At 35.7% G+C, this 16,799-nt stretch carries 17 protein-coding genes; 2 read left to right on the forward strand and 15 right to left on the reverse strand.

The genetic code is table 11. The features are described from left to right. Positions 1–12 precede the first annotated feature (12 nt). The 3 genes from B9N79_RS18805 to B9N79_RS18815 all read right to left on the reverse strand — a co-directional run bounded on the left by B9N79_RS18805 (position 13) and on the right by B9N79_RS18815 (position 2,865). The gene (locus B9N79_RS18805; RefSeq protein WP_085118787.1) at positions 13–855 is read right to left on the reverse strand and encodes a DegV family protein; all 843 of its coding nucleotides are present in this window, start codon (positions 853–855) and stop codon (positions 13–15) included. Between the two features lie 130 nt (positions 856–985). Continuing rightward, positions 986–1,672 carry a response regulator gene (locus B9N79_RS18810; protein WP_019394866.1) on the reverse strand — a complete coding sequence of 229 codons (687 nt, stop codon included), beginning with the start codon at positions 1,670–1,672 and terminating at the stop codon, positions 986–988. Positions 1,673–1,707: 35 nt separating this feature from the next. Further along, positions 1,708–2,865 (reverse strand): sensor histidine kinase, encoded by a 1,158-nt coding sequence (locus B9N79_RS18815; RefSeq protein WP_019394865.1) that lies wholly within the window; start codon positions 2,863–2,865, stop codon positions 1,708–1,710. Positions 2,866–3,333: 468 nt separating this feature from the next. Here B9N79_RS18815 and B9N79_RS18820 point away from each other — a divergent pair, with 468 nt between their 5' ends. Both B9N79_RS18820 and B9N79_RS18825 read left to right on the forward strand, forming a co-directional pair. Next, positions 3,334–3,969, forward strand: a complete 636-nt coding sequence (locus B9N79_RS18820; RefSeq protein ID WP_046218028.1) for a YigZ family protein — start codon at positions 3,334–3,336, stop codon at positions 3,967–3,969. 170 nt (positions 3,970–4,139) lie between these two features. Further along, positions 4,140–5,132 carry an LCP family protein gene (locus B9N79_RS18825; RefSeq protein WP_019394863.1) on the forward strand — a complete coding sequence of 331 codons (993 nt, stop codon included), beginning with the start codon at positions 4,140–4,142 and terminating at the stop codon, positions 5,130–5,132. 73 nt (positions 5,133–5,205) lie between these two features. Here the strand turns inward: B9N79_RS18825 and B9N79_RS18830 are convergent, their stop codons facing one another. The 12 genes from B9N79_RS18830 to B9N79_RS18885 all read right to left on the reverse strand — a co-directional run bounded on the left by B9N79_RS18830 (position 5,206) and on the right by B9N79_RS18885 (position 16,669). Next, positions 5,206–6,255 carry a glycosyltransferase family 4 protein gene (locus B9N79_RS18830; protein WP_019394862.1) on the reverse strand — a complete coding sequence of 350 codons (1,050 nt, stop codon included), beginning with the start codon at positions 6,253–6,255 and terminating at the stop codon, positions 5,206–5,208. Between the two features lie 486 nt (positions 6,256–6,741). Then, positions 6,742–8,265 (reverse strand): murein biosynthesis integral membrane protein MurJ, encoded by a 1,524-nt coding sequence (murJ, locus tag B9N79_RS18835; protein ID WP_040060282.1) that lies wholly within the window; start codon positions 8,263–8,265, stop codon positions 6,742–6,744. Positions 8,266–8,269: 4 nt separating this feature from the next. Further along, a complete protein-coding gene (gene pssE / locus B9N79_RS18840) occupies positions 8,270–8,764 on the reverse strand; it encodes a PssE/Cps14G family polysaccharide biosynthesis glycosyltransferase (RefSeq protein ID WP_019394860.1) in 495 nt (164 codons plus the stop codon). Continuing rightward, positions 8,761–9,246 carry a PssD/Cps14F family polysaccharide biosynthesis glycosyltransferase gene (gene pssD, locus B9N79_RS18845; protein ID WP_019394859.1) on the reverse strand — a complete coding sequence of 162 codons (486 nt, stop codon included), beginning with the start codon at positions 9,244–9,246 and terminating at the stop codon, positions 8,761–8,763. Before pssD ends, pssE begins: the two co-directional genes overlap by 4 nt. A gap of 3 nt (positions 9,247–9,249) precedes the next feature. After that, positions 9,250–10,344: a glycosyltransferase gene (locus B9N79_RS18850; protein ID WP_193399795.1), complete on the reverse strand. Its 1,095-nt coding sequence runs from the start codon at positions 10,342–10,344 to the stop codon at positions 9,250–9,252. A 20-nt stretch (positions 10,345–10,364) separates the two neighbouring features. Next, positions 10,365–11,495, reverse strand: a complete 1,131-nt coding sequence (locus B9N79_RS18855) for a polysaccharide pyruvyl transferase family protein (protein WP_040060284.1) — start codon at positions 11,493–11,495, stop codon at positions 10,365–10,367. 201 nt (positions 11,496–11,696) lie between these two features. After that, the gene (locus B9N79_RS18860; RefSeq protein ID WP_052264467.1) at positions 11,697–13,163 is read right to left on the reverse strand and encodes an N-acetylmuramoyl-L-alanine amidase; all 1,467 of its coding nucleotides are present in this window, start codon (positions 13,161–13,163) and stop codon (positions 11,697–11,699) included. Positions 13,164–13,742: 579 nt separating this feature from the next. Next, positions 13,743–14,021: a hypothetical protein gene (locus tag B9N79_RS18865; RefSeq protein ID WP_019394855.1), complete on the reverse strand. Its 279-nt coding sequence runs from the start codon at positions 14,019–14,021 to the stop codon at positions 13,743–13,745. Between the two features lie 162 nt (positions 14,022–14,183). Beyond that, complete coding sequence (locus tag B9N79_RS18870; protein WP_019394854.1) at positions 14,184–14,762, reverse strand: DedA family protein; 579 nt, start codon at positions 14,760–14,762, stop codon at positions 14,184–14,186. 112 nt (positions 14,763–14,874) lie between these two features. Next, positions 14,875–15,216, reverse strand: coding sequence for a YflT domain-containing protein (locus tag B9N79_RS18875; RefSeq protein ID WP_019394853.1), 342 nt, complete (start codon positions 15,214–15,216; stop codon positions 14,875–14,877). A gap of 106 nt (positions 15,217–15,322) precedes the next feature. Continuing rightward, positions 15,323–15,604 carry a hypothetical protein gene (locus B9N79_RS18880; RefSeq protein ID WP_040060286.1) on the reverse strand — a complete coding sequence of 94 codons (282 nt, stop codon included), beginning with the start codon at positions 15,602–15,604 and terminating at the stop codon, positions 15,323–15,325. Positions 15,605–15,775: 171 nt separating this feature from the next. Beyond that, entirely contained in the window at positions 15,776–16,669 is an 894-nt protein-coding gene (locus B9N79_RS18885; protein ID WP_158512829.1) for an S-layer homology domain-containing protein, read from the reverse strand. Positions 16,670–16,799: the final 130 nt, after the last annotated feature.

Below are 16,799 nucleotides of genomic sequence, written 5' to 3' on the forward strand. Positions count from 1 at the left end.
AACTCGTTCTCTTTATTTACGGTACCATCCAAGCCCTAAAGCGCCTTCGCCTAAATGTGTACCTATTACAGGCCCGAAATAAGAAATATTAACATTTACATTAGGATATTTATTTTCAATCTCTTTACACAGTTCTTCTGCCTCTTGAGGACGATTAGCGTGAATAACTGTTGCTTCAATTGGCACCCCTTGAAAAGCATCTTCATGAAAAAGTTCTAACACTCGTTTTAAAGCTTTTTTTCTTGTGCGAATTTTTTCAAATGGAACAATTTTTGTATCTTCAAAATGAAGGATTGGCTTGACTTGAAGAACACTGCCAATTAGAGCTTGTGCAGCACTCAATCTCCCTCCTCTTTGAAGGTGTGATAAGTCGTCCACAATAAAGTAAGCCCTAATGAACGGTTTCATTTCATCGAAACGTTTAACAATTTCCGTTGCACTTTTACCACGAGCAGCCATATCTGCTCCTTCTAGAGCATAAAACCCTTCTACCATGCAGCTTATTTCTGAATCATACGGATAAACAGTCAGTCCTTCTACCATTCTCCCTGCAGACTGAACGGTTTGATAAGTACCGCTAATACCACTTGAGAGCGTAATAAATACTGCTTCATCATAATTAACCGCTATTTCTTTCAATAACTCTACAATCTCACCAATTGGTGGCTGTGATGTTGTAGGAAAAATTTTTTCTTGTTTTACTTTCTCGTAAAACTCTTCTGCAGTTATATTCTCTTCTTCTCTATATTGCTTGTCATCGAAGATAATGCTTAATGGAATACTATATATGTTCTTTTCTTCTCTCAATGATTTTGGAATATATGCTGTACTATCAACAATAATTGCCGTTTTCACTCATGCTCCTCCTCAGATTTTTCCTATGTATAAAATCTTTCTAAAGAAAGAATACCCATTATTATGTATTTTTACTCCATGTGAAAGAAAAGGTGAGACAATTTGCCTCACCCTTTTAACTATTCTTCCTTTACAAAACGCTTACCCAACCATTTTTAATAGCTACAACAACAGCTTGAGTTCGATCATTAACATTCATTTTTTGTAGAATATTACTTACATGGTTCTTAACTGTTTTTTCACTAATATATAATGTTTCACCAATTCCTCGGTTGCTTTTACCATCAGCTAAAAGCTGTAATACTTCACACTCACGACGAGTTAAAAGATGAAGCGGACGGCGAATTTCAATTTCTCTTGCCGCATATTTACGTTCATTTTGAGCTTGTGAAGCTAGACGACGATACTCATTCACAAGGCTGTTTGTTACTTTTGGATGAAGATATGAACCACCTTCTGCTACAACGCGCACAGCTTGTACAAGAGCATCTGCATCCATCTCTTTTAATAGATATCCAAGAGCACCTGTTTGCAAAGCATGTGTTACATATGTTTCATCATCATGAATAGATAAAATGATAACTTTTGTATCTGGATATTCTTCAATTAGCTGTTTTGTTGCTTCAACACCGTTCAATCCAGGCATATTAATGTCCATAATCACAACATCTGGATTATACTCTTCAACAAGCTTTACAGCTTCTTCTCCATCATCGCCTTCTGCCACAACCTCAAAGTCTTGCTCAAAGTCTAAAATTCGTTTTACCCCTTCACGGAACAATTGATGGTCATCTATAATTACTATTTTCGTTTCCATATCTTCTTACCTCCTAAAATCTATGTGCCTACGTTTTATGATTGGAACAGCTGAGACTGAGGAACAATAATCATCACTTTTGTACCTTTGCCAATAGCTGAATTGATTTCTAGTTTTCCATCTAAAATTTCCACTCGTTCCTTCATCCCCATAATCCCGAATGATTGCTCTTTTTTCTCTGCTACTTCAAAGCCTTTTCCATCGTCTTTTACAATAAGAGCGACTTGGCTATCACACACTTCAATTTTGACAGTCACATAGTTTGCATCGGCGTGTTTAATAGCATTTGTAATCGATTCTTGAGCGAGACGGAATAAAGCAACCTCAAGTTTTGGCGGCATCCTTTTATCAGATCCAAGTGACGTGAATGAAATCTGTGGTTTACCATCATTGTAATCTTCAACAGTACTAATATATTTTCTTAAAGTGGGAATGAGCCCTAAATCATCTAGTGCCATCGGTCTTAAATCATAAATAATTCGCCTTACTTCATAGAGAGCTGAGCGAACCATCTTCCGTAAGTCTCTAATTTCCTTCATTGCCTCATCAGGGCTTCTTTCACGATAGACTCGCTCGATTAGTTCTGAACGCATCATAACGTTAGCAAGCATTTGAGCAGGACCGTCGTGAATTTCGCGGGACAAACGTTTCCTCTCTTCTTCTTGAGCCTCAATAATTCGGAAACCAAAATACTCTTTTTGAATGGCATCCTCAACAATCTCTCCAACTTGTTGGAGATCGTCTGTTAAGTACGATAAAATTACTGAGATTTGCGACACAAGATGTTCAGCTCGTTCAATCGTCTCTGTTAACGTAAGAAGCCGTCTTTCAACTTCATCACGTCTTTGTTTAAGCTGATTTTCAAGCTGACGATTGACCATAAGCTTTGTTTGGAAATTGTGTGCTTTCTCATAGGCTTCCTTTACTTCCACTTCGTCATAAATTTTAAAATGGCGGCTCACATCAGAGAGTCTTGCTCTTGCAGCACGCACGTTTATTTCAAGACGATCACCTTCTGCAATAGTTTCAAGCACCTTTCTTTTTAACTGTTCAAGTTCTTGGTGCAATTGCTCGAATTCTTTGCGAGAATCTTCAGCAATACGGTGAATCTCACCTTTGCTGTTGTCAACTGTATAAATAATTCGTTCAAAAATTTCATCTAATACTCGGCTTGTCAATTTCTGTTTCGACATCTTTTCACCTCAAGACAAGCTTTTTTGGACAAATGTAACATGCGAATGTCACATTGTTTCATATAGTTAGGCAACACGCCTCTATCCTTCTAAACTTTTCACAACGTGAACTTCACGTTATAACACGGAATGGGGATTCCGTCAGTTGTAGAGTTTCTTTATTAGTAAAATTATTACTAACTTAATAGGCACCTGTCAAAGTCCTGCCCTCTTACCACTACGCTTATGACATTTCGTGTTCCTTTTAATTTGCCGAGTACAATTTTTGTCATTATAATGAGAAAGTGAACATAGTGAAGTTGTTCAAATACGACACTATTTTCACACATCTTTCCCTATTTTTTTTTAAAAACATCAAAATGTAACATAGATTTAATAAAACGATAATACATAAAACATGACTATAGTTTTGGTGAATATGTATAGATTTCAGGCTAACCTAGGATTTTAAAGGAGGGACTTTTCTCAGTGCTTACCGAATATTATACAGCAAAAGGACAAGGAGAACATGAGATTATCATCCAAAAGTCACGCTTTATCTGTCATGTACAGCGCGTGAAAACAGAAGAAGAAGCACAAAACTTTATCCAAGACATAAAAAAGACGCATTGGAATGCTACCCATAACTGCTCTGCTTATCTTGTAGGAGAGCGCGATCAGTTTCAAAAAGCTAACGATGATGGTGAACCGAGTGGAACAGCAGGTGTACCAATGCTTGAAGTATTAAAAAAACGCGGTTTAAAAGATACTGCTGTTGTTGTTACACGCTACTTTGGAGGTATCAAACTAGGTGCTGGCGGTTTAGTAAGAGCGTACAGCAAGTCGACGTCAGAAGGTCTTAACGCTGTAGGAATTGTTAAGCGAACCCTAATGAAAGTTATGCATATAAAAGTAGACTATACTTGGCTTGGCAAACTTGAAAATGAACTACGCACTTCTACTTATAAGCTTAAAAATATGAACTATGCAGAAAACGTTGAATTCGAGGTTTATGTTGAAGAACCTCGTATTGAGTCCTTTGTCGAATGGATGACAGAATTAACAAATGCACAGGTAGTAATTGAAGAAGGAGAAAATACCTACCTAGAAGAAGACGTTCTCTAAAGGCTTGTTTACGAATATGAAGAAACATTGTAAAATGAAATCTAACGCTTTGAGTGAACAGAGTGATTTTCTCAAAACAAACTAAAAAACTATTTAATGTTTTTCATGTGGAAAAACACTAAACTATTCTGTCTTAAAATTTTATTAATTTTGTTAAAAGGAGTCAAAGGATGTCTCAATACAGACGTTTTCAAAAGAAAGTAAACAAGCGCAAGCGAAGAAGACGACTATTCATCTTCCTTGTTTTACCTATTTTACTTGTTGTCGGAAGCGCCACCGCTTATGGATTTAACTTATTTGCTAAAGCAAAAACTGCAATGGATGAATCATTTGAAAAGATTGATCGTGCTCATTCTCCACTACGAGAAGGCGCAATTGATCCAGACGATGACAACATCTCTATTTTATTTATGGGAATTGATGAAACAGAACAGAGAAACTATGGAAATAACACAAGAACAGATGGTCTTATCCTTGCTACATTTAATAAAAAACAAAAGTCTGTCAAGCTTGTGAGTATCCCTCGTGACTCTTACGTGTACGTTCCTGAAGAAGGTAAGAAAAATAAGATTAACCATGCTCATGCCTCTGGTGGTTCAAAAGCTACAATGGAAACTGTTGAAGAACTATTTGATGTTCCTGTAGATTATTATGTGAAATTAAACTTCAAAGCATTCATGGAAGTTGTGGATTCTCTTGATGGGGTAAAGGTAAACGTACCTTATGAAATGTATGAGAAAAATTCAAAAGATGAGCATAATGCTATCCATCTTGAAAAAGGTGTTCAAACATTAAATGGTGAAGAAGCATTAGCCTTTGCAAGAACACGTAAGCAAGATAGTGATATTTACCGAGGACAGCGTCAGCAAGAAGTGATGAAAGCCATTGTTAATAAAGCTTCTTCTGTTGGATCAATCAACAAATATGAAGGTGTAATTAAAGCAATTGGTGACAACATGAAAACAAACTTGACTTTTAATGATATGCTTTCGTTTTATGATTATGCAACAAAAGGAACAAAGCTTGATATTGAAACATTAACGCTTGAAGGTGAAGATTACCAACCTGGAGGCACGTACTATTACAAACTCAACGACGATTCTGTTGAAAAGATATCTAAAAAGTTGAAGAAGCATCTGGAGATTGACTCTTCAAGCAACTAATTAAAAGAACGCCTTGTAAAAGGCGTTCTTTTTTATACAAAAAAGCACTGACTATCTAGTCAGTGCTTTTTCTTTACGCGTTTTTTCGCATTCCGCGTACCATATTTAAAATTGGACGGTAACTTTGATGTACAAGACCAATTTTTTCAACGATAATTTCAATCGTAATAAGCAAAATTCCTATAACAAGAACAGAGGCCCACATATCCACTTTTGATAAGATAATGGCTGCCAGACCAAAAACGGCGCTCATTGCATAAATAATGAGTACTGTTTGACGATGGCTATAGCCTACTCTTATTAAACAGTGATGAAGGTGGGATTTGTCCGGTGCTGATAACGGCTGTTTTTTCACAATACGACGCACAATTGCGAAAAATGTATCAGAAATTGGTACACCGAGAACAATAATTGGAAGGATAAAAGATATTACCGTTACTCCTTTAAAACCAAGAAGCGATAAAACAGAAATAATATATCCTAAAAATAAGGCTCCTGTATCTCCCATAAAAATCTTAGCTGGGTGGAAATTGTACAGTAAAAAGCCTAATGTACTTCCAAGGGTAATAACACCCATTGTTACAACAAATGGATCATTCATCATAATAGCCACACCAGAGACAGTAATTAAACAAATAGATGAGACACCTGCAGCCAGCCCATCTAGTCCGTCAATCAAGTTTATGGCGTTTGTAATTCCTACAATCCATAAAATTGTGATTGGAATACTTAGAAACCCAAAGTGGAGCATTCCATCAAACGGGAGGTTTATGGATACAACTTTTACATCTCCATAAATAACAACAACAGCTGCTGCTAAAAGCTGACCTGCTAACTTATATTTTGCAGATAGCTCAATAATATCATCTAAAACTCCTGTGATAATGATGATGATACTTCCTAAAACAATCGGCCAAGCAAATTTATTATCTGGTTGCATAATCAAAAAGCCGATGATAAAGCTAAAGAATATTGCTAATCCTCCCAAACGAGGCATAATGCGCTGATGAACTTTTCGTTTATTTGGTTTATCTGTAGCCCCTACGACGAAAGCTAACTTCTTTACAAGAGGTGTTAGTAAAATCGAAGAGATAAAACAGATAAACAAGGTCAAGTACAACATGTAGACCCTCCTCAGGCTTATCTTAACCAAATCAATTCTTAATCAATACTTAACATCTTCAATTGGTTAGTATTACAAGACACTTTTTTGTCTTTTTATGCAGGTTTTGTAACTTCTTTGTAGCTACAGAGCATTTTTGACCAATAAAAAGGTCTAACAATGAAGATTTTCAGTTACCAAAAGGATTATACCACATAGAATCTATGACTTAAATAAGATTTTTAGCTCTAAAAATTTAAAAATTCTATGACATTATAAAACTAACGTAACTAAAATCCTTTTTAATTAGACTTTTGGATCTTACCGCTGTTTTTATAGGAATTTATTCTCTCTACAAAACTATAATCTTTTTCTCTTAATCTGTCAAAATTCTATCTTTTTTTTCTGAATAATAGAAGCATAATAAAGCTCACTTAGATCATCATTTTTACAGCTATTCTTGCCGAAGACATTTTCTCATAAAAAATAACCGAAGAAAATCTCCGGCTATTTTATCCCTTTGCGCTTCAGTTTATTGAACAAAGAAGAAATCTCAGGGATTTTAGTAACTGCACCAGCTAACAACACAGTGATGACAAAAAGGATTCCTCCTATAATGAGACGACCTATGCTGTTTTCAAGAGGTAATCCCCACCCTATAAGAACTGTAACAACTGTGAGCAACAGAAGAAAACTCCAAATAGAACCACTTAATAGAGAGCTGCGTATACTAAGTCCTAGTTTCCCTTTTCCAACAATAATAAGAGCAATAAATTGAACGAATGCACTGATGGTTGTTGCTAAAGCAACACCGCTAGCTCCCATGCTTTCCATAAACAGATAGATAAGGCTAACGTTGATTACAAAAACAGCGATAACCCCACTTACTACTGGGAAGAATGGACGCTCTAAAGCATAGAAAAAGCGCGTCACATAAACATTTGCTCCATGTGCGAACATTCCAATAACAAACCATTTCAAAAGCGTTGCTGTAAGCATTGTAGAATCTTCTGTGAAAGAACCATATTGAAATACAGCTTCAATAATTTCATGGGCATATACATAAACAAAAATTGTAGCCCCTCCAATGCATAAAAGAAGTGCTTTTAGTCCTTTTTCATACATTAGATTGACACCTTCACTATTTCCTTTAGATGCTTCACCTGCAAGTTTTGGATAAATAACGGTTGTAACAGCTGTCATTAGAACTACTTGTGGTAGCTGAACAAGCTTTGAAGCATAGTTTAAAGCTGCAATGACCCCTTCGCTTAAATCAGAAGCAAACATACGCTGAATTAGAAAATAAAACTGTAGTGTTGCTCCTCCTAACAAAATGGGAATCATCATTCTAAAAAACCGTTGGACATACGCCCCGTCTTTCATATTTAAGCGAAAACGGAATGTCATGATATTATACTTTTTAATTTCAATAGCTAACAAAATACACATTACAATTGCGCCTGTAAGGGCTCCTACATTGTACGCATCAATCCCAAGGAAAGGGTACAGAATAAGTACGAGTACAACAAAACCAGCATTGTTAGCTAATGTTGAACATGCTGGCATAAAAAACCGATTATAAATATTTAGAATTCCTGTTAGCCACATTGACAACACAAGAAAAAGAGATGACGGAGCCATCCATCTAAATAGGTAAACAGTTGTCTCTTCCGTTTTTGCAGAAAGGCCTGGAAAAAGAACCTGTACAATTGGGCCTGCAAAAACAACAAGTAAAAGAGATAAAAAAGCCATACCAATACATGTATAAGTAAACAGTACTTCTTGAAATTGACGCTTTTCGTCTTCTTTAGTCATCTTTTTATAAATGCTAATAAAAGCCGTTGTAATAGCTCCTCCTAACACAGTATAAAGGAACATTGGAATCGTGTAGGCTAATACAATAGAATCAGCCTTATCTGATGTTCCAAATTGATATCCGATAACTGCTTCCCTAAAAAATCCAAAAAAACGGGAAAGAATATTGAGTAAAGCCACAACGCCTATTACAGCTAAAAGCGATTTTTTTGACATACCCTTAGTTCTTTCCCTTCACATTCTCATCTATAAATGATTCGATTAATGAGAGGATGTTATTTTTCCCACTATAAAAAGGCTGTGGTGTAAAGTGAGCAGCCCTTTGAAGCACCTTTTCAAAATTATCTTCATCTGTCCAAGGAATAAGGTGACCTGTTCTTGAAAATTGATTAACAATCTCAAGCTGATGATCATCATTATGCTCACCATATTTAATAAGCCGAGGAGCTGCAATTAATGTCTTTCCCTTTTTAAGACCTGATGTAATTGATCCTGTGCCACCATGAGTAATAATGACTCTTGCTTCATCGTACAAGCGATCCATCTCATCATAGCTTGTAAAATTGATAAGCTTCATATGTTTTGAAGTAAATGGTGTATGTCCGACTTGAACAATAACCTCTTCTTGAATTAACCCTGCTTCTATTGCTTCTTCAACAGCTTCTAGAAGCCTTGTGAAAGGGAGCTCATGAGTTCCTAAGACAACTAAAATCAATAGATTGAACCTCCATGCACTGCTTTTGGATAATGTACTTTCATCGTTTCCCACTGCACGATAAACAAGTCAGCAATCGGATAAACAAGACGTCCTGATATTGTTGGAGTCGTTGTTTTTGCGAAGCTTTCTATAAAGATAACTTTCTTTCCGAACAGCTTTGCGATATAGCACATTGGAACAGCTGTATGAGCTCCTGTTGTTACGATAACATCAGGCTTTTCTCTTAAGAATAGATACAGCGATTTGAAGCAGTTATAAGTGAACTTAAATAAGTAGCGAAACAAATAGTTACGAGCCCCATATACAAGAAAGGACATTTTATATTCCTTTTGAAGAGCTTCTGTAATAACAGAGCGTTCTGTAATAATATGATAATCATATTTTTGAAACAGTGGTTTTAACTGTAAGAGCTGAGTTAAATGTCCACCAACAGAAGCAATAAATAAGACTTTCTTTTGTTTGTTTTTCTTTCTTCTCATTTTCTACCCTCCAAGAGGAGAATAAACGTTGATTACTTTCCGTATTAACGTTTGTTGATCATTCTCTTGTGCTCTTTTCTCGCCATTTGAAATCAACTGTTCTCTAGAAGAAACATCAGTCAACACTTTATTCATTCCTTCAAAAAGCGATGAAACATTTTGCGGCTCTACTAATATACCGCTGTCTTCATTTAATAAATAACGCAGACCACCTACATTTGTGCCTACAACAGGCGTATGACAGCTCATTGCTTCTAACGCAACAAGACCAAATCCTTCAATATGAGATGGCAATACAAAAGCATCTGCAGCACTCATCCATAATGCAACCTCTTGTTGTGCGCGAGGTTCCAAGATATCTACATTCCCTACATTATGATCTTTAATGTAAGCTTCCAATTCTTCTCTAAAACGAACATCTTTTGTTGCTCCCATTAAAATGAGACGTTTATTATCCTTTGGAAGTTTCTCATAAGCTTGAACAAGATCCATTAGTCCCTTTTGCTTAATCAAATTACCCACAAACAAGAAAATATGCTCATTCTGCGATAAATCTAACTTCTCTCGAGCTGCTGCTTGGTCTGTAGGTTTGAACACTTCTCGGTTCACGCCCATATTAATAATAGAGAGCTTTTCTTTTGGAACATGAAAGCTTTCATGAATCTCTTCATAAAGCTCATTTCCAACTGCAATAACATGATCTGCTTCTCTTAATATCTTTGCCGTCCACTTACGAATACGCGGAGATTTTTTCGCCATTTTATCAATATCTCCACCATGAGCTGTTATAATCATTCTACATTTAAATAATTTCTTATATAAAAGGGCTAACATCCCTGTTGGAAATACGTAATGAGCATGAACCGCATCATAAGAACGCCCTTTTGTAAGCAAGTTACCTGCTGTTTGGAGCGCCCACTTTCCATACTTCTTCAATACATTTGCTTTTCCCATATTTGGGTTTTGAACTGCTACTATGTCTACTTCTAGTCCCTGCTCTCTTAATGCATTCACTTGATTTTTAACAAAAATGCCAAATGTTAAAGCCTCTTTACTTGGGTACATATTACTTAATACTAGTAATTTTTTCGGTTTCATTTTCGTATCACCGCACTGTATTATTTTCTTGCTAACTTTTCTAACCCTTTTGCAGCACGCTGTGCGAAAGTTTCAGAAAGATCTTCATAAGCACACTGGGTCTCATCCCACTGGCTTGTCATTGCTTGCACTTTTTGCAGGAAAGTATCTTTTTCTTGTAAAGCTCCAATCTCTACAAAATGTTCTTGTTTGCCAAGCGCTTGAAGAAAATGCTCCACCTTATGATGATAACCAACGCCAAGCACAGGTGTACTCGCCACAACTGATAAAATTAAAGAATGGAGTCTAGTCCCAATAATTAAGTCTTGCTCTGCACAAAGCTTAACAATTTCATCTGGGTGTAAGTTTTCATCTTTAAGACGAACAGACTGTTTATATGTCATCATATCATAAATCTCTCTTGTAACCTCAACATCTTGAGGGTACTTTGTTGAGAAAAATGTGATAGTAGCCCCCGTTTTTTCAATAAGCTCATCTAGATTTCGAGCCATACCTTTTACATATGCTTCATATTTATTGTCATCTCGCTGTGGCCAATATTGTTTACTAAAGTAAGGAACTGCCGTAACAGCTACTTTTTTAAGCTCATTTGTTTTACTTCTTTTTTGAACAGGTTCAATAGCAAAAGCAGGGTCTCCGATAATGTCAATCTCTTTTCGGATTCCAATGGCCTTTAATAACTCTTTAGACTTTACATCTCTTACTGAGATAGAGTCTGCTTTATTTGCTAATGTTTTAATAAAAAACTTTCCTGCCTTTGTTGTAATAGGGCCAGCCCCTACTCCGTAAATCACTATTCTGCACTTAGCATAATATCCGAGTAAACCGAGCGTACTATAAAGAGGCGCATCTCTCTTATACATATCCATTAAGAGACCACCGCCGCCAATAATAAGTAAGTCAAGGTCTTTCATAATTTTAAAACTTTGCTTTACAGTATGAAGGACGGAGAGAATAAAGTTACCTTTTTTATGTAAAAGAGGAACTGCCTTGATGTTGTAACGAGACTCTGTATTGCTTGGATTGTTACTAAAAATGACAATTTCACCTTTACGAATACCTAATGTATTTAACTGTGTTAAGATGCCTGACAAAATGGCCTCATCTCCATTGTTGTCATGCCCGTAATTTCCAATAATACCTACTCTCATCATGTGTACACCTATTATCCGACTTTCTGTTATTTTTATAATAAAATGTTGTTTTTAGCTGAAATTAGTCAACTTTTTTATTATACTACTCTTACTAAAAGGATTAAACCTTTGATACCATAATTTTTGTCGAAACTCGGACAATGAGATAGCCTTATTAAAATGTGAAAAAAGAGAAGGATTTCTCCTTCTCTTTTTCTATTATAAGTTGTAGTAATTCTTAATTCCTAAGTAGATTGCTTCTGCAAAAAGATTGCGATAGTAATCGGATTTAAACTTAGCTGCATCTTCTGAATTTGTAAGAAAACCTAATTCAACAAGAACACTCGGCATATCTGTATTACGCACAACATAAAAATCGTTATCTTTTGTTCCTCTATCATTCATTCCAACTAAAGAAACAAACTGTTCTTGAATTTCTTTTGCTAGAATTGAACTTTCCGACCCATTAACATTTTGAGATGTATCATAGTACACTTCAGAACCATTTGCAGAAGGTGCTGAAGGCGCTGAGTTTGCATGAACACTTACAAACATATCTGCATATTTGCTTTGCGCAAGATCTGTGCGGTCTTTAAGCTCTGGATATGTTGCTGCATCAGTTCTTGTCATAATAACTGTTGCTCCAGCAGCTTCAAGCTTTGTCTGAACACGTTGTGCCACATCTAACACAAGTTCTTTTTCAACAACTCCATTACCACTAGCACCTGGATCTTTTCCGCCATGACCTGCATCAAGCACAATCACTCGGTTTGCTACGGAGCTTCCTTGCTCATTTTTAAGTTTTAAGTAAAGTTTATGTACATATCCAGTTTGTCCATTATAACGTACTTTTACCCAATAACCCTGTTGGTCCCCAAGATAGTCTACTTTTGTCCCTCTCTTTAAAGAAGCAACAACCCCACTGCTTGTAGATGGACCACTACGCATATTAAGAGAATCCGTTTTTACAATCCCATATGTACTTGTTGTTGCTGGAGGAATTGTGGACGAGTCACCGCTCTCTGCACTACTAATGCGATAGCTCGGTTCAATTGTTCTACTTAAGAATACAGAAAACTGAGCACGGTTCACACTGTTATACGGGCTATAGTGGGTACTATCAGTTCCCGTTGTAATTCCGTGTTGATAAAGTTTACTTACATATGGATGAAATTCTTGATTAATCCATACATCGCTAAACGGTTCAACTGTATCATCTTTAACAGAGAGGTCATATTCTTGCTCAAATGTTCTAACGAGCAGTTTGCTCATTTGCGCTCTTGTTAATGTTTCCTCCGGCTTAAATGTACCATCCTCATATCCACTGATAATTCCCTTTTGTTTTGCTAGGCTAATCCATCCTGCTGCCCAGTGATTTTTTTTAACATCAGAAAATACATCACTTGAAACAGTTGGTTCCTTTTCCCCTAAAGCACTTAAAATCATTTTAGCTGCCTGAGCCCTTGTAACTTTGTTATTTGGTAAAAACGAACCATTGTCATATCCTTCAATAATTCCTTTTGAATGTAAGAAATTAATTTCCTTACTTGCCCAAAAACTACTTGAGACATCATTAAAATTTGCTGCTGCATGTGCCTCTCTTGCGTTGCCTCCAAGAGCAGACGGAAGCGGTGCAGAAGCTAGTAAAAAACCTGCTGCTGCACAAGAAACAACTTTCTTCCACATAAAAAAATAGCTCCTTTCAATTTCGGTATAGCAGCGCAAAACAATAGTTGCCCCGCTCACCCAAAAATACTAATATTTACTCATTTTTATAAGTTGTAACTCATTTGCCAATTATATCAAATTTTGTCGTAAATTCAATGTATGATAATAGATTGATAACTTAATAATCCCTTGATTAGCAAGGGATTAAGCTATTTAAACATCCAAATATTTTATTTTCTTTACAAACCAAAAACCACTTCTACCTTCCTATTTCTTTATACCTAAATTAAGGAATAATAAGGGAACGAAAGGGAGAATAGGCATATCTCTCTCTAGACAAATTTCTGCAATATTCGACAATCTTTATTTTATCATTTTATGGTTTAATTTCCATTTGCTCTTATACCTAACTTTTTGCATTTTTCAGGAAGTTCTTCTAGCCATTTATGAGGAGTTTTGGAGAAAAAGGGAGATTTGACGCATACTAAAAGGTGGAATGAATTGATTTTACGGTATGTAAAAATTCATTCCACCTTTTTTCTTTTATCGTTAATATGTCCATATGTTCATTCCTTTGACAAGTGAGCCTATGATATTTTAAATGCTTGCAAGCTGCTCTTGTTTTTCTAATAGCTTTGATACTTTATCTGCCACAGCTGAAATGTCTTCTCCTTCAACAACAACGTAAGTTTCTTGTGTTTTCTTAGCTGTTAATATAAAAGGAACAAGTTTTGTTAATTCTGCAACATTACAAATCTCCAAATCTTTGTAGAAGAAAATTTTGCATCCATGTGTTTTTGTAAGCTTGTACAAATACGTCATTTCTTTAAGAGTTAACCGACTTCCTGCTAGATTAAATGAAACGATGTTTGACATTTTAACTGCACTCCTTATTTAAATAGTTAATTTTTGTAATTCTATTATTTCATATATATACTGGTTTTGAAACCGGGTTATTTTGTCATAGAGACACTTTTATTGTTGAATAAGGTTTTATCTTTCTATTTATTAAATACCCTTATTTTTATTTTGTAAACGTTAGCATTCACTCTTTTTGCGAGCGTACATTTTATAGATAACAAACCCAATAATAGCAATGCCTGCAATTACAAAAATATATGTCTGGGCCTGTGAGATAATGGAATTAGCCATTTTTAGGTTACCTGCTCCCCCTACTAGAATCATTGCTAGTATCCATGGAAAGATACCTAAGAATGTTAGCAACAAAAATGGAAGAATGCGTATTTTTGAAATTCCAGCTAGATATGAAACATAGTTGCCAACTCCAATTGGTCTTGCAAGGGCGATTGTCCACTGACCACATTTTTGGAACCAGTGCTGACTTTTCTTAAATACTTTTTTATCTTTCCATTTTTGAGATAACTTATCTTCTAGCTTATAGCCAATTCCATAAGGGATAAGGCTGAATAGTGTATAGCATATGCTTCCTATAGTTGAGATCCAGAATGCATCGAGAACAGAACTGTTTAACAGATAACCATAAATAAGTGTGATAAGAGCACCTGGGAACGGTAGAGAAGAAGCCTCAACAGCAAGGCCAGCTAAAAGACCCCATATTCCAAAATCTTTAAGCGTTTCTGTAATAAAATCAATCATACCTTCCGACTCCTTCCCCTTTTGGAAAGAATATAGCCTTTATGATTGATTATTAAACAAGTTAATTAATGGAAAAGAAAAAAGCGCATCGTGAAGACGCGCTAGGTCATAATTATAAGCGTACTGTTTCATTGTTTGTAACGATAACTAAAACTTTACCTTGATCAAGCTTTTCTTCATACATCTCCGCTTCAGTTTTAGAAAGACCAACCTCGCTTAATTTATGACGAAGCTCGTCCCCTTTTTTGTTAAACAAGTTGCTTGCAGCAGTGCCTAAGCCCATTTCTTTAATGCCGATTGTATTTGCATCTGCATTATTAGCAACACGGTTTGTTCGTTCGTCATCATGAGATAATACGTAAATGTCTTTTGCGTCTACTCCTTGCACTTGAAGTTTCTTCACATCTTCTTTTAATAACTCATCATTTGTATACTCGCGTACTACTGGTTTCATAATCTTAAATTCCTCCTTTATGAAATGTATAAATACTATTCCACAGAAAAAAAGATTTAAAACATAAAGAGCACATTTCAAAGGAGAAATTTAATAGTCTTATATATTAGAGACTTTGATGAAATCGTTTGTTTCTTAATGTATGCCCTCCATAATAAAGAACTCCTCCTAGCATGAATGAAAGGATTAGGCCTAGGTTTGTAGCTTTTGACAAAAATTCTTGATCTGCAATATTTAGTACATAAAGCGCGTGTCCGAACAGCTCTGGGCTAGAAGAAAAAGCCGAGCTTCCTGACATCATTAAAAACATTGGTGCCACAAACATTATAAATATATAAAGTAAAGATGCTGAAACACTGACTAATAGAGCATTTGTAAATATTTTCATACTCCCTCCTCAAAAAAGGTTAATAATACCATTTTAACACAAGTTGCTATGTAAATGTAAATTAATTCCTTTTATAAGGTATCTTTAATAACCAATTTTAGCAGTATTTCACGCAATGAAGAGAAATTAAATGTCCTACAAATATAAAATAAAAGCACCTTTTCAGTGCTTTTATTTTACCTTTATAGTGACATTTGATAATAGTTCACCACTATCACTGCTAATAGGGCCTATAATATCTACTGTGTCAGCCTTCTCATTATTTGTAGAAGAATCCAGAGTTAAAATTACTTTATTTCCCTCGCCCTCTACTTTTACAGGATGACTTCCTTCAACAGAAAAATCTTCCTTTGCAACGGATGTTCCTTCAACAGGTTTTGAGAAAGTTAATAAAACTTGTTCCTCATTTTCTATTGCTTCATTAACTTCAAAATCTTCCTCCCTACTCTCTCCTACTTCAAGAGCTCGATATACGAAAGAGGCAAACTGTGCTCGTGTAACTGCTTCACTTGGACGATACAAGCCGTCATCAACTCGCGTTACTCCATTTTGAACAAGTGTTAGTACATATTTACGCATATTGCTTGGTACATAGTCGAGATCTTGAAGATTATTAGGGTACGCAGTGCTCGGTTGTAAATTTAGTGCTTCAACTAATACTTTCGCCATTTGCTGTCTTGTAATTGGCTTATTAGGCATCATTTTACCGTTAGATCCTGTCATAATACCTTTATGATAAAGCTCGCTTGCAGCTATAACAAGTTCTTGATCTTTGTAGTCAGCTGGGACATCGCTGAATACAGATTCTTTCTTACCTTCCCCATTAAGAAGACGAGAGAATATTTTCGCTACTTGCCCTCTTGTAATCTCTTGATATGGTTGATATGTTCCATCAGAAAAACCTTTAATAATGCCTCTTTCTGTTAAAGAAGTAATGGCTTTAGCATGATCAGAATCTTCTGAAACGTCTTTAAATGAAAATGCATGTGCAACAGGAGCAACAATGCTTGCTACTACAGCTGCTGAAAGAGTGCCAACCAGAACTTTACGTGAAGTCTTTCTCATTAAAAAACCTCCATCTCTTTTTCTATTTTCTAAAAAAATTGTCATATTATTGAATATTCTCTCTTATCCTATCATAATTTGTTTCTTTGCTACATCCCCTTTTCTAACTAGAAAACAAAAAGTCGCCAAA

Source organism: Priestia filamentosa (assembly GCF_900177535.1).
Taxonomy (GTDB): domain Bacteria; phylum Bacillota; class Bacilli; order Bacillales; family Bacillaceae_H; genus Bacillus_I; species Bacillus_I filamentosa.

Bases quoted from the DNA above. Each gene is read 5' to 3' on its own strand.
- B9N79_RS18810 (WP_019394866.1), bottom strand. From the start codon at position 1,672: ATGGAAACGAAAATAGTAATTATAGATGACCATCAATTGTTCCGTGAA.
- B9N79_RS18815 (WP_019394865.1), bottom strand. From the start codon at position 2,865: ATGTCGAAACAGAAATTGACAAGCCGAGTATTAGATGAAATTTTTGAA.
- B9N79_RS18825 (WP_019394863.1), top strand. From the start codon at position 4,140: ATGTCTCAATACAGACGTTTTCAAAAGAAAGTAAACAAGCGCAAGCGA.
- B9N79_RS18830 (WP_019394862.1), bottom strand. From the start codon at position 6,255: ATGTTGTACTTGACCTTGTTTATCTGTTTTATCTCTTCGATTTTACTA.
- murJ (WP_040060282.1), bottom strand. From the start codon at position 8,265: ATGTCAAAAAAATCGCTTTTAGCTGTAATAGGCGTTGTGGCTTTACTC.
- pssD (WP_019394859.1), bottom strand. From the start codon at position 9,246: ATGAGAAGAAAGAAAAACAAACAAAAGAAAGTCTTATTTATTGCTTCT.
- B9N79_RS18850 (WP_193399795.1), bottom strand. From the start codon at position 10,344: ATGAAACCGAAAAAATTACTAGTATTAAGTAATATGTACCCAAGTAAA.
- B9N79_RS18855 (WP_040060284.1), bottom strand. From the start codon at position 11,495: ATGAGAGTAGGTATTATTGGAAATTACGGGCATGACAACAATGGAGAT.
- B9N79_RS18860 (WP_052264467.1), bottom strand. From the start codon at position 13,163: ATGTGGAAGAAAGTTGTTTCTTGTGCAGCAGCAGGTTTTTTACTAGCT.
- B9N79_RS18865 (WP_019394855.1), bottom strand. From the start codon at position 14,021: ATGTCAAACATCGTTTCATTTAATCTAGCAGGAAGTCGGTTAACTCTT.
- B9N79_RS18870 (WP_019394854.1), bottom strand. From the start codon at position 14,762: ATGATTGATTTTATTACAGAAACGCTTAAAGATTTTGGAATATGGGGT.
- B9N79_RS18875 (WP_019394853.1), bottom strand. From the start codon at position 15,216: ATGAAACCAGTAGTACGCGAGTATACAAATGATGAGTTATTAAAAGAA.
- B9N79_RS18880 (WP_040060286.1), bottom strand. From the start codon at position 15,604: ATGAAAATATTTACAAATGCTCTATTAGTCAGTGTTTCAGCATCTTTA.
- B9N79_RS18885 (WP_158512829.1), bottom strand. From the start codon at position 16,669: ATGAGAAAGACTTCACGTAAAGTTCTGGTTGGCACTCTTTCAGCAGCT.